12 protein-coding genes are annotated in these 12090 nt (G+C 76.4%); 7 read left to right on the forward strand and 5 right to left on the reverse strand.

What is annotated here, in order from left to right; all coding sequences use genetic code 11:
* The first annotated feature begins 36 nt into the window (after nt 1-36).
* Both V1J52_RS10220 and V1J52_RS10225 read left to right on the forward strand, forming a co-directional pair.
* A complete protein-coding gene (locus tag V1J52_RS10220; protein ID WP_330139331.1) occupies nt 37-804 on the forward strand; it encodes a class I SAM-dependent methyltransferase in 768 nt (255 codons plus the stop codon).
* The gene (locus V1J52_RS10225; protein ID WP_330139332.1) at nt 801-1868 is read left to right on the forward strand and encodes a prenyltransferase/squalene oxidase repeat-containing protein; all 1068 of its coding nucleotides are present in this window, start codon (nt 801-803) and stop codon (nt 1866-1868) included. Before V1J52_RS10220 ends, V1J52_RS10225 begins: the two co-directional genes overlap by 4 nt.
* Nucleotides 1869-1966: 98 nt before the next feature.
* Here the strand turns inward: V1J52_RS10225 and V1J52_RS10230 are convergent, their stop codons facing one another.
* From V1J52_RS10230 to V1J52_RS10240, 3 genes are all read right to left on the reverse strand, one after another.
* A complete protein-coding gene (locus V1J52_RS10230; protein WP_330139333.1) occupies nt 1967-2875 on the reverse strand; it encodes a DUF5336 domain-containing protein in 909 nt (302 codons plus the stop codon).
* A gap of 137 nt (nt 2876-3012) precedes the next feature.
* Nucleotides 3013-3888 carry an N-acetylmuramoyl-L-alanine amidase gene (locus tag V1J52_RS10235; RefSeq protein ID WP_330139334.1) on the reverse strand — a complete coding sequence of 292 codons (876 nt, stop codon included), beginning with the start codon at nt 3886-3888 and terminating at the stop codon, nt 3013-3015.
* A 34-nt stretch (nt 3889-3922) separates the two neighbouring features.
* Nucleotides 3923-4564 (reverse strand): class I SAM-dependent methyltransferase, encoded by a 642-nt coding sequence (locus V1J52_RS10240; RefSeq protein ID WP_330139335.1) that lies wholly within the window; start codon nt 4562-4564, stop codon nt 3923-3925.
* A 287-nt stretch (nt 4565-4851) separates the two neighbouring features.
* On the opposite strand from V1J52_RS10240, the gene chsH3 reads away from it, so the two are divergent.
* Together chsH3 and V1J52_RS10250 are read left to right on the forward strand one after the other, a co-directional pair.
* Nucleotides 4852-5709, forward strand: coding sequence for an enoyl-CoA hydratase ChsH3 (gene chsH3 / locus V1J52_RS10245; RefSeq protein WP_330139336.1), 858 nt, complete (start codon nt 4852-4854; stop codon nt 5707-5709).
* A 243-nt stretch (nt 5710-5952) separates the two neighbouring features.
* Complete coding sequence (locus tag V1J52_RS10250) at nt 5953-6888, forward strand: SDR family NAD(P)-dependent oxidoreductase (protein WP_330139337.1); 936 nt, start codon at nt 5953-5955, stop codon at nt 6886-6888.
* Nucleotides 6889-6902: 14 nt separating this feature from the next.
* Here V1J52_RS10250 and V1J52_RS10255 read toward each other — a convergent pair whose 3' ends face one another.
* On the reverse strand, nt 6903-8489 hold the full coding sequence (locus V1J52_RS10255) for a hypothetical protein (RefSeq protein WP_330139338.1): 1587 nt from the start codon (nt 8487-8489) through the stop codon (nt 6903-6905).
* A gap of 175 nt (nt 8490-8664) precedes the next feature.
* Here V1J52_RS10255 and V1J52_RS10260 point away from each other — a divergent pair, with 175 nt between their 5' ends.
* The 3 genes from V1J52_RS10260 to V1J52_RS10270 are packed head-to-tail and all read left to right on the forward strand — an operon-like array spanning nt 8665 to nt 11428.
* Nucleotides 8665-9522 carry a Nif3-like dinuclear metal center hexameric protein gene (locus V1J52_RS10260; RefSeq protein ID WP_330139339.1) on the forward strand — a complete coding sequence of 286 codons (858 nt, stop codon included), beginning with the start codon at nt 8665-8667 and terminating at the stop codon, nt 9520-9522.
* The gene (locus V1J52_RS10265; protein WP_330139579.1) at nt 9519-10262 is read left to right on the forward strand and encodes a zinc ribbon domain-containing protein; all 744 of its coding nucleotides are present in this window, start codon (nt 9519-9521) and stop codon (nt 10260-10262) included. The genes V1J52_RS10260 and V1J52_RS10265 overlap by 4 nt, the downstream gene beginning before the upstream one ends.
* A gap of 8 nt (nt 10263-10270) precedes the next feature.
* Nucleotides 10271-11428: a bifunctional RNase H/acid phosphatase gene (locus V1J52_RS10270; protein ID WP_330139580.1), complete on the forward strand. Its 1158-nt coding sequence runs from the start codon at nt 10271-10273 to the stop codon at nt 11426-11428.
* Here V1J52_RS10270 and eda read toward each other — a convergent pair.
* Entirely contained in the window at nt 11403-12071 is a 669-nt protein-coding gene (eda, locus tag V1J52_RS10275; RefSeq protein WP_443075784.1) for a bifunctional 4-hydroxy-2-oxoglutarate aldolase/2-dehydro-3-deoxy-phosphogluconate aldolase, read from the reverse strand. The two genes, V1J52_RS10270 and eda, sit on opposite strands and share 26 nt — an antisense overlap.
* Nucleotides 12072-12090: the final 19 nt, after the last annotated feature.

Genomic DNA, 12090 nt, shown 5'->3' on the forward strand with positions numbered 1-12090 from the left:
GCCTCATCCGAGACACCCGGACCGAAAGAAGCACCTGTGCTGACCGTCGACTTTTCCCGGTTCCCCCTCGCGCCGGGCGACCGCGTCCTCGACCTGGGCTGCGGCGCCGGACGCCACGCCTTCGAGTGCTACCGGCGCGGCGCGCACGTCGTGGCGCTCGACCGCAACGGTGCGGAGATCCGCGAGGTCGCCACCTGGTTCGCCGCCATGCGCGAGGCCGGCGAGGCCCCGGCGGGCGCGAGCGCCACGGCCATGGAGGGCGACGCCTTGGCCCTGCCGTTCCCCGACGACAGCTTCGACGTCGTCATCATCTCCGAGGTGATGGAGCACATCCCCGACGACAAGGGCGTGCTCGCCGAGATGGTGCGCGTGCTGCGTCCCGGCGGGCGCATCGCCGTCACCGTCCCGCGCTACGGCCCCGAGAAGGTGTGCTGGACGCTGTCGGACGCCTACCACGAGGTCGAGGGCGGCCACATCCGCATCTACCGGGCGAGTGAACTGATGGAGAAGCTGCGCGAAGCGGGGCTGCGCCCCTACGGCAGCCACCACGCCCACGCCCTGCACGCCCCCTACTGGTGGCTCAAGTGCGCCTTCGGCGTGGACAACGACCAGGCGCTGCCGGTGCGGGCCTACCACAAGCTGCTGGTGTGGGACATCATGAAGAAGCCGCTGGCCACCCGCCTCGCCGAACGGGCACTCGACCCGCTGATCGGCAAGAGCTTCGTCGCCTACGCCACCAAGCCGCACACCCCGCGCGACCCGTACGCCCCGCAGTCCCCGCGCACGCCGAAGGCGGCTGCGTGACGAGCCCGGAGCGCACCGAACGGCTGACCCTGCCCGGCGTGCTGACCGCCGAGGAGGCCGCCCTCACCGTGGCGGGCATCGCCGCCGTACAGCGTCCCGACGGCGCCATCCCCTGGTTCCGCGGCCACCACCTCGACCCGTGGGACCACGTGGAGGCCGCCATGGCCCTGGACACCGCGGGCGAGCACGCCCGCGCCGAGGCCGCCTACCGCTGGCTCGCCGAACACCAGCTCCCCGACGGCTCCTGGTACGCCGCCTACGCCGACGGGGACGCCGCCGCCCCGACCGACCGGGGCCGGGAGTCCAACTTCTGCGCCTACGTCGCCGTGGGTGTGTGGCATCACTACCTGTCCACCGGGGACGACCCGTTCCTGGAGCGGATGTGGCCCGTCGTGAGAGCCGCCACCGACTTCGTCCTCGCACTCCAGCAGCCCGGCGGCGCGATCGCCTGGAAGCGGGAGGACGACGGCACCGTCAGGCCCGAGGCGCTGCTCACCGGCTGCTCCTCCGTCTACCAGGCGCTGCGCTGCGCCCTGGCCGCCGCCGAGCACCTGGAGGAGCCCCAGCCCGGCTGGGAGCTGGCGCTCGGGCGGCTCGGCCACGCGCTCGCCCGGCACCCCGGGCACTTCGCCGACAAGTCCCGCTACTCGATGGACTGGTACTACCCGGTGCTGACCGGTGCGGTGACCGGGGCTGCGGCCACGCGGCGCGTCGAGGAGGGCTGGGACCGCTTCGTCGTCCCCGGGCTCGGCGTGCGCTGCGTCCTGCCGAACCCGTGGGTGACCGGCGGCGAGAGCGCGGAACTGGCGCTCGCGCTGTGGGTGGTGGGCGAGTCCGACCGGGCGGTGGAGATCCTGCGCTCGATCCAGCACCTGCGGGCCCCCGGCGGCATGTACTGGACGGGGTACGTCTTCGAGGACGACGCCGTGTGGCCCGAGGAGCAGACGGCGTGGACGGCGGGCGCCCTGCTGCTGGCGGTCGCCGCGCTGGGCGGTGACGACGCGACGGTGGAGGTCTTCGGCGGCGCCCGGCTGCCGCGCGGCCTCGAACCGGACTGCTGCTGAGCCGCCCGCCGCGCCGGGCGGACACGGCGACGGCCCCCGCGCCCTCCTCGGGGAGCCGGGGGCCGTCGCCGCTTGCCCGCCGCGGCGGGCGGGACGCCTCAGCCGCGCTGGATGCCGGAGGTGTCCTGGAGCAGGCCGCGGCGGCCGTCCTGGGTCTGGGCGACGAGCGCCTGGCCGCGCTGCTCGACCGCCAGGTACCAGGTGCCCGGGGTGAGTTCGGCGACCGGGTGCGGCGAGCCGTCCTCCCCGGTCAGCGGGCGGGCGACCGGGACGGCGAACCAGAAGGGCTGGAAGCTGGGGTCCGCCGCGGGCTGCGGCTGGCCGCCCTGCGCCGGAGCGGGCTGCGGCTGGCCGCCCGCCGGCTGCGGCTGGTGCTGCGCGGCCGGCTGGTGCGGGTGGGCCTGCTGCGCGGGCTGCGGCTGACCGCCGTAGGACGCCTGCGGGTCATGGCCGCCCTGCGGGGCGCCGGGGTAGCCGTAGGACGGCTGCGGCTGACCCTGCTGCGGGTAGCCGTAGCCCGGCTGCTGGCCGTAGGGCGCCTGCTGCGCGGGCTTCGGGGCGCGCGCGGGGAGCAGCCGCGCCTGGAGGGCGGAGACCATCGGCGTCGCCACGGCGCCCGCCGCGAGCACGAGGACGGCGATGAAGGCGAGGATCTGGCCGGCCCCGACGTCGAAGGGCTCCTTGAAGGAGCTCGCGCTGCTCAGCAGCGTCCAGAAGGCCGTCCAGAGCGCGAACACGCTCAGCGCGATGCCCCACTGGTCCAGCTTCATCCCCACGAGCCGGAAGTCCGGCGACAGGAAGCGGGAACCCGCGATGAGACCGGCCGCGATGAAACCGGCCAGGAAGACGGACGGCATGACGGGCCACCAGAAGTTGGACCAGCCGTTGCGCCCGTCGGACTCGCCGCCGAACGACATCGTGTAGAAGTTGAGGAATGAGGCGATGAACAGCACGACCGCTGCTCCGATCACCACTGCGTCGCCTCGGTTGAGCGAGCGGTTGTTCACGTCGGATCCTTCGTCGATCTCTCGTCGTCATGGTCGGGTCATCACGGGGGCGGCCCCCATCGTACGGATACTCCGGTCAACTGGGGGACGACCCCCCGTTTCGCTCCGGTGGCCCGCCGGGGCGGCGCGGCCCGGTGTCAGCCGGGGGTGGTGAGGAACGCGGTGACGCCGTCGGCGACGCCCAGGGCCGCGCGCTGGCGCCAGGCCGGATCGGTGAACCGCGCGGCGTCGCGGGCGTCGCGCATGTTGCCGCACTCCAGGAACACCTTGGGCACCGTGGTCAGGTTGAGGCCGCCGAGGTCGTCGCGCACGGTGAGGCCGGTGTCCGCCGTGTCCGGGCCCAGGTAGGCGGCGGGACGGGTGCCGGTGGCCGCCGCGAACCGGTCCGCCAGGTGCTCCCCGAGCCGCCGCGAGGGGGCGGTGACCGCCCGGGTGTCGGCCGTCCCCGCGTGCACCTCGGCGGGCAGGATCACGTGGAAGCCGCGCTGCCCCTCGCCCGCCCCGTCGGCGTGCACGGACACCACCGCGTCCGCCTTGGCCGCGTTGCCGATCCGGGCCCGCTCGTCCACGCACGGGCCGTGCGGCCGGTCGCCGTCCTGGGTGAACACCACCGTGGCGCCCCGGTCTTCGAGCAGGGCGCGGGCGCGCCGGGCCACGTCGAGGGTGAACTCAGCCTCCGGATAGCCGGAGTTGGTCGCGGTGCCGGTGGTGTCGCACGCCTTGCGGTGCGTACCGGCGTCCACCTGGCGGGCGATGGCCCGCGGGTGCTCCCGGTTGGTGGGGTTGTGCCCCGGGTCGAGGACGACGACGGCCCCGTGCAGCGGCGCCCGCTTCCCCGGACGGTCCCGGCCCTCGCCGCGCCCGTCGCCGGAGCGGGCCGGGCTCGCCCCGGCCTCCGGCCCGGCGCTCGTCCCGGCCGCCCGCCCGGCGTCCCGGCCCGTGTCCGGGCGCAGCGACGTCCAGGCCAGCGCGCCCGCCAGGCACAGCCCTGCCAGCCCTGCCAGCACGGCCACCGCGAGCAGTGTCCGTCGCGCGGGCGGGGCCACGTCAGCTCGCCGGGCCGGTACGGCGCAGGACCCGCAGGGAGCCCGTGCCCGGCTCCTCGGCGAACCCGCCCGACTCCAGCGCCCGCAGGTAGAGGCGGTACGGGGCCTGGCCGCCGTCCGCCGGGTCGGGGAACACGTCGTGGACGACCAGCAGCCCGCCCTCGGCCAGGTGCGGCACCCAGCCCGCGTAGTCGGCGCTCGCGTGCTCGTCGGTGTGGCCGCCGTCCACGAACACCAGCCCCAGCGGTGCCCGCCACACCGCCGCCGCCTGCGGGGACCGCCCGACGAGTGCGAGGACGTGGTCCTCCAGACCGGCGGCGTGCAGCGTGCGGCGGAAGGCGGGCAGCGTGTCGATGCGGCCGGTGTGCGGATCGACCACCTCGGGGTCGTGGTACTCCCAGCCCGGCTGCTGCTCCTCGCTGCCCCGGTGGTGGTCGACGGTCACGGCGGTGACGCCCGCGGCCCGCGCGGCGTCCGCCAGCAGCAGGGTGGAGCGCCCGCAGTACGTGCCCACCTCCAGCAGCGGCAGTCCCAGCCGGGCCGCCCGCACGGCCGCCGCGTACAGGGCGAGCCCCTCGTGGCGGGGCATGAACCCCTTGGCGGCCTCGAACGCGGCGATGATCTCCGGCGCGGGTATCGACATGCCGCCCATGCTGCCCCATCACCCCGGCGGGCCGGGCGCCGGGGCAGGCCGGAACGCCGGTGCGCCGCGGCCCGAGGGCGTGTACCCGTGAGTATTCCCAAGCTCGCGCCGGTGCGTTATACAGAAGGCGGCTAGAACGTGTTCCAGTCCCGGAACCCGTGTCCGGCCCCGAGATGACCCCGGCACGGCTGACGGTGCGGACGGCCGGGCCGGGGTCCCCTCACGACTTCGCCCGCGCCGCCCGCCGGTCCGCCCGTCCCCGTCCGTGGCCGAGGAGTGCCCGCCTGATGCCCATCGATGCCGCCAAGGCCCTGGCCGCCGAGCCCACCGTCACGGAACTCGCGTGGAGCCACAAGGACGTCCTGCTCTACCACCTGGGTCTGGGCGCCGGGACGCCGGCCACCGACCCGGCCGAGCTGCGCTACACCCTGGAGAGCCGGCTGCACGTGCTGCCCAGCTTCGTCACGGTGGCGGGCGGCGGCATGGCCGTCGTGGACGGCATCTCCGCACCGGGCGTGGACGTCGACCTGGCCGCCGTGCTGCACGGCGGCCAGACGATCGAGGTGCACCGCCCCCTGCCGCCGAGCGGCACCGCCCTCCAGCGGTCCCGGGTGGTGGCCGTCCACGACAAGGGCAAGGCGGCCGTGCTCGTGCTGCGCGGGGAGACCAGCGACGCCGAAGGGCCGCTGTGGACCTGCGACACCGAGCTGTTCGTGCGCGGCGAGGGCGGCTTCGGCGGCGAACGCGGCGGCAGCCCGCGCCTGGAGCCGCCCGGGCGGGAACCCGACTGGACGCTGGAACGGCCCGTCCGCGAGGACCAGGCCCTCCTGTACCGGCTCAGCGGTGACTGGAACCCGCTGCACGCCGACCCGCAGTTCGCCCGCCTCGCCGGGTTCGACCGGCCGATCCTGCACGGCCTGTGCACCTACGGCATGACGCTGAAAGCGCTCACCGACACCGTGCTGGACGGTGACGTGCGCCGGGTGCGCAGCTACCGCACCCGCTTCGCCGGTGTCGTCTTCCCCGGCGAGACGCTGCGCGTCCGCGCCTGGCGGCTGGACGGGAACCGCCTCCAGGCCCTCGTCACCGCCGCCGAACGCGAGGACGCCCCCGTCCTCGCGGACACCGTCGTCGAGCACGCCTGACCGGCGCGGCACCGGCCATGACGACGGCGACCGCACGATGGGCCAGCGCCGCACGACCGGTCAGCGCCGCACGACCGAGCAGTCCCGCACGGACGGCCGCCGGGGGCGCCGCACCCCGCACGCCCGGAGCCGTGCACGACACCGCACCCGGCGGGACGCGCGGGAGCGAGGGCGGCCCGCGCACCCGCACCACTCGCTGACCCCGGCCGGAGCCGGGGCCGGACGCGAAGGAGCGTACCGAGGATGCTGCCACTCCAGGGCAGGACCGCGATCGTCACCGGTGCGGGCCGGGGCATCGGCCGGGCCGAGGCGCTGCACCTCGCCCGGCTCGGCGCCTTCGTCGTCGTCAACGACAGCGGCGTCGCCGCGTCCGACGGTTCGGGCCCGTGCTCAGGGCAGCCCGCCGAGGCCGTCGTCGCCGAGATCCGGGCCGCGGGCGGCGTCGCCGTCGCGCACGCCGGGGACGTCGGCGAGCAGACCGAGGCCCGGGACGTGGTCCGGCTCGCCGTCGAGCGCTTCGGCGGCCTCGACATCCTCGTCAACAACGCGGGCATCATGCGGGACCGGATGGTGTACTCGATGAGCGAGGACGAGTGGGACAGCGTCGTACGGGTGAACCTCAAGGCCCAGTACAACACCACCAAGTACGCCTCCGCGTACTGGCGGCAGCAGGCCAAGGAGTCCGGCTACCCCGTGTACGGGCGGATCGTGAACACCTCCACGGAAGCCTTCCTCGCCGGGTCGCCGCTCCAGCCCAACCAGGCCGCCGCCGGGGGCGGCGTCATCGGCCTCACCACCTCGTCGGCGCTCGCGCTGGCCGCCTACGGGGTGACCGTCAACGCCGTCTGCCCCCGGGCCCGCACCCGGATGACCGAGGAGTGCTTCGCCGGGGTGCTGCCCCCGGCGCACGGCGGTGTGGACCCGCTGACGACCGAGCACGTCGCCCCGCTCGTCGGCTACCTGGTCTCCCCGGCGGCCGCGCGCGTCACCGGTCAGGTGATGGTCGTGCACGGCGGGATGGTCGCCGTCCTCGACCGGCCCCGGGTGGCCGCGACGTTCGACACGGCCGGTGACGTCTTCACCCACGAGGAACTGGAGGACCAGCTCACTCCCTACTTCACCGAACGCACCGGCGAGGGGTTCGCCGCGCTGGAGGTCGTCAGCCTCCGCAAGCGCTGACCCGCCCGCCGCGCTCAGCGGCCCGCCGCCGTGGCCAGCGGCGCGTACCGTAGCGGGACGGGCCGCGACGGGTCGGGCCGCAGCGGGACGGGACGCGCACCTCCCGCCGCGGACGGGGGAGGCGCGGCGTACGCCGGCTCCGGCTCCGGGCGCGCCCGCTCGCCGGTGAGCCCTTCCGGGGCGGACCACGTCCGGGCCAGCGGGAGGGACACGGACGCGGCGCCGTCCGCGGACGGCGGCCGGACGGTGCGCCGTTCCTCCGCGGCGTGCCCGTGCGCCGCACGCCGGGCCCGCACGGCGTCGGCCAGCGACGTGCCGCGCGGTGGCGTCCAGCCGGAGGCGGGCGCCGCGCCCGGCGCGGCGCTGGCCGGGGCGCCGGGGACTGGGGCGCCGGGGGCCGGGGCGGGCCCGCGCGCCGGGGCGGGGGGCGGCTCGGCGACGGCGTCCGCCCCCAGCCGGGCCAGCCCGCAGCGGACGTGCTCGGTCGCGTACGGCAGCCGCAGCTCACCCGCGGCGGTGAACCGCCCGGTCCGCAGCCAGCCGCGCGGCGCCGGCAGGTACCGCATCGCCCGCCAGCCGGGCCGCCACACCGCGAGCCACGGGATCGCGGGCCGCGTCGCGTCGGCGGGCGGCGGGCCGTCCACCCGCAGTGCCACCGCGCAGCCCTCCGGCAGCAGCGGCTGTCCGGGCTGGACGGCGAACGGCGTCACCGTCATGCCCGCCGGGTGCAGCGCCTCGGGGAAGCGCACGGGGCGCTCACTGCCCAGCACCCCCCAGCCCACCCGTGCGGTGCCGGGGGCGTCGGAGCGCACGAGCAGCAGCCCGCTGTCCGGATCGGCCAGCAGCAGGCGGTCGTTGCTCTCCTCGGTGATCTCCAGCAGCGGGGTGACCTCTCCGCCCCGGCCGAGGTTCACCACCACGGCCTTCGTGCGCCCGTCCGGACCGCGCCGGTTGAGCGCCAGCCAGGCGCCGTCCCGGTCCAGCCAGGCGCCGTCCGTGCAGTGCCCCGGCACGACGGCCACCGGCTGCGGACCGCGGGCACCGCTGACGCTCCCGGTGCCGTCGGTGAGCAGCCACACCGTCGTCGTCCCCGCGTCCTGGGCGAGCGCGTAGGCGCGGCGCCCGTCCGGGGCGGGCGGCAGCAGCACGAGCCGGGCGCACTCCACCGAGCCCAGCGGCAGTTCGCCGGTGCCCGGACCCGCCGGGTAGAGCAGGGCGGGCCGGAACCGGCCGTTCGCGCGGCGCACGATCAGCACGCGCCCGTCGGACAGCGGCAGCACCTGGCTGTGCGGGTCCTCCGGCTGGTGCCCCGGCAGGGCCACGGCGTACGGCTCGGGGCCGTCCAGCGTCCAGCGCTCGGGGCACCAGCGGTCGCCGCCCGCCGCCCGGAGCCGGGCCGCGTACGCCCCGTCGGCCGACAGCACGCAGGCCAGCGGCCGGTAGGACGGCGGCGCCGCCGTCAGCGGTACCGCCGGTCTTCCGGACTCCGTCTCGGTTTCCGTTCCCGCTTCCGGCCGGGGCCCGGCTCCGTTCTCCGTGCCGGGTTCCGCGCCGGGCTCCGCCCCGGCCGTCGTCCCCGACTCCGTCGCACAGACCGTCATCGTGCGATCACCTCCAGCCACGACGCTAGGTATAGAACGCCGTTCCGAAGCGCGGGAGATGCCCGTCTTCACCCCTTCGGGTGGCCGATGTGCGGTTCGCCGGGCCGCGCGGGCGCTGCTGTGCTGCGTCACGCCGTCCGGCTGGGGCGGCGCGGACGGGCGGTAGCCTTGCCCCGTGCCTGCACTTTCCGATGTCATCACCGCACTCGACGCCCTGTGGCCGCCCGGCGGCGCCGAGCCGTGGGACGCGGTCGGCACGGTCTGCGGCGACCCGGACGCCGGGGTGAGCCGGGTCCTGGTGGCCGTCGATCCGGTGCGCGAGGTCGCGGACGAGGCCGTCGCGCTCGGCGCCGACCTGCTGCTGACCCACCACCCGCTCTACCTGCGCGGCACCACGACCGTCGGCGCCCACACCGCCAAGGGCCGGGTGGTGCACACCCTCATCCGGGCCGGCGTCGCCCTGCACGTCGCGCACACCAACGCCGACCGCGCCGACCCGGGCGTCTCCGACGCCCTCGCGGGCGCGCTGGACCTGCGCGTCACCGGGCCCCTGGTGCCCGACCCGCAGGACGCCGCGGGCCGCCGCGGCCTCGGCCGGATCTGTGAGCTGCCGGCGCCCATGTCGCTCGCCGCCTTCGCCCAGTACGCCGCCGGGCGGCTGCCCGCCACCGTGCAGGGCGTCCGTGCCGCCGGCGACCCGGACGCCGTCATCCGCACCGCCGCCGTCTGCGGCGGTTCGGGTGACGGCCTCTTCGACGCGGTGCGCGCCGCGGGCGTGGACGCCTACCTCACCGCCGACCTGCGCCACCACCCGGCGTCCGAGGCGCGCGAGCAGACGCCGCTGGCCCTGCTCGACGCCGCGCACTGGGCCACCGAGTGGCCCTGGTGCGAGCAGGCCGCCGCCCAGCTCGACGCGCTGTCGCAGCGGCACGGGTGGAACCTGCGCACCCACGTCTCCCGCGCCGTCACCGATCCCTGGACCGCCCACGCGGCGTCCGGGCCACACCACGACCACCCAGGAGCCCCCAACTGAACGCCGCGCCCGCCGACCAGATCCGCCTCCTCGACGTCCAGGCCCTCGACATCCGGCTCACGCAGCTCGCGCACCGCCGCGAGAACCTGCCCGAGCACGACGAGGTGCGCACCCGCGAGGAGGAGCTGACGCAGCTCCGCGACCTGCTGGTGGCCGCGCAGACCGAGGAGAGCGACACCGCACGCGAGCAGACCAAGGCCGAGCAGGACGTCGACCAGGTGCGCCGCCGCGCCACCCGCGACCAGGAACGGCTGGACTCCGGCGCGGTCACCAGCTCCAAGGACCTGGAGAACCTCCAGAGCGAGATCGCCTCGCTCGCCCGGCGGCAGTCCACGCTGGAGGACGTCGTCCTGGAGATCATGGAGCGCAACGAGGCGGCCTCGGCGCGCGTCGCCGAGCTGACCGAGCGGGCCGCCGCCGTGCAGGCCAAGGTGGACGACGCGCAGGCCCGGCGCACCGCGGCGAGCGGCGAGATCGACGCCGAGGAGGCGACGGTGCGCAAGGAGCGCGAGGTGGTGGCCGCCGCCGTCCCGGACGACCTGCTCAAGCTGTACGACAAGCTGCGCGCCCAGCAGGGCGGCGTGGGCGCGGCGCGGCTGTTCCAGCGCCGCTGCGAGGGCTGCCGCCTGGAGCTGAACATCACCGAGGTCAACGAGGTCCGCGCCGCCGCGCCGGACACGGTGGTGCGCTGCGAGAACTGCCGCCGCATCCTGGTCCGCACGCCCGAGTCGGGGCTGTGACGCCCCCGGTGGGACGGCGGTTCCTCGTCGAGGCGGACGGCGGTTCCCGGGGCAACCCCGGACCCGCCGGGTACGGGGCGGTGGTCAAGGACGCGGAGACGGGCCGGGTGCTCGCCGAGACGGCCGAGTTCATCGGACGCGCGACCAACAACGTCGCCGAGTACCGGGGGCTGATCGCCGGGCTGCGGGCGGCGCGGGACCTCGACCCGCACGCCGGTGTCCTGGTGCGGATGGACTCCAAGCTCGTCGTGGAGCAGATGTCCGGGCGCTGGAAGATCAAGCACCCGGACATGCGCCCGCTGGCCGCCGAGGCCCGGGAGCTGTTCCCGCCGGACGCCGTGCGGTACGAGTGGATCCCCCGGGCGCAGAACGGCCACGCGGACCGGCTCGCCAACGAGGCGATGGACGCGGGCGGCCGCGGCCGGGCCTGGCAGCCGAAGGAGCCGCCGGGCGCGGAGCCCCCGAACGGGCAGGAGCCGCCCGCGCCGCGGGCGGCCGCCGCCGGTCCCGGCACCGCACCGCCCGGCTGGTCGGCGGACCTGGGCACCCCGACGACGTTCGTGCTGCTGCGGCACGGCGAGACGGCGCTGACCCCGCACAAGCGGTTCTCGGGCAGCGGCGGCAGCGACCCCGAGCTGTCCGAGGCGGGCCGCCGGCAGGCGCAGTCCGCCGCCGTGGCCCTGGCCGGGCGCGGCACGGTGCAGGCCGTCGTCAGCTCCCCGCTGCGGCGCTGCCAGGAGACGGCGGCCGCCGTCGCCGCCCGGCTCGGCGTGGACGTCCGCACCGACGAGGGCCTGCGCGAGACGGACTTCGGCGCGTGGGAGGGGCTGACGTTCGCCGAGGTGCGCGAACGCCACCCTGAGGACCTGAACGCCTGGCTCGCCTCCGCCTCGGCCGCCCCGACCGGCGGCGGCGAGTCGTTCGACGAGGTCGCGCGCCGCGTCGCGCTCTCCCGCGACAAGCTGCTGGCCCGGTACGCGGGCCGCACCGTCCTGCTCGTCACCCACGTGACGCCGGTCAAGACGCTGGTGCGCCTGGCGCTCGGCGCGCCGCCCGAGTCGCTGTTCCGGATGGAGCTGTCGGCGGCCTCGCTGTCGGCCGTCGCCTACTACGGGGACGGGAACGCCTCGGTGCGGCTGCTCAACGACACGTCGCACCTGCGCTGAGCCGGGCCTCGCCGAGAGCCGCGGCCCCGGCCGCCAGCCGCTCGACGCGGGCCCAGTCGCCCGCGGCGAGCGCGTCCGCAGGGGTCAGCCAGCTGCCGCCCACGCAGCCGACGTTGGGCAGCGCCAGGTAGGCGGGCGCGGTGGCCGGGCCGATGCCGCCGGTGGGGCAGAACCTCGCCTGCGGCAGCGGTCCGGCCAGCGCCTCCAGGTACGGCACGCCGCCGGCGGCCCCGGCGGGGAAGAACTTCAGTTCCCGCACCCCGCACTCCAGGAGCGTCAGGGCCTCCGAGGCGGTGGCCACGCCGGGCAGGAAGGGCAGCCCCGTCTCGCGCAGCCCGCCCAGGAGCCTGTCCGTGCACCCGGGGCTCACCAGGAAGCGTGCCCCGGCGGCGGCGGCCTGCGCGGCCTGCTCCGGCGTGCACACCGTCCCGGCGCCCACCACGGCCTCCGGCACCTCGGCGGCGACGGCCCGCACCGCGTCCAGGGCGGCAGGCGTCCGCAGGGTCACCTCGACGGCGGGCAGCCCGCCCGCCACCAGCGCGCGGACCAGCGGCACGGCGTGTCCGGCGTCCTCCAGCACGACGACGGGCAGGACGGGGGCGAGGTCGAGCACGGAGGTCGTCAGCGGCGTCATGGCCGTCATCCTGCCCGGGGGCCCGCAA

Source organism: Streptomyces solitudinis (assembly GCF_036323765.1).
In the GTDB taxonomy this organism is placed as follows: Bacteria; Actinomycetota; Actinomycetes; order Streptomycetales; family Streptomycetaceae; genus Streptomyces.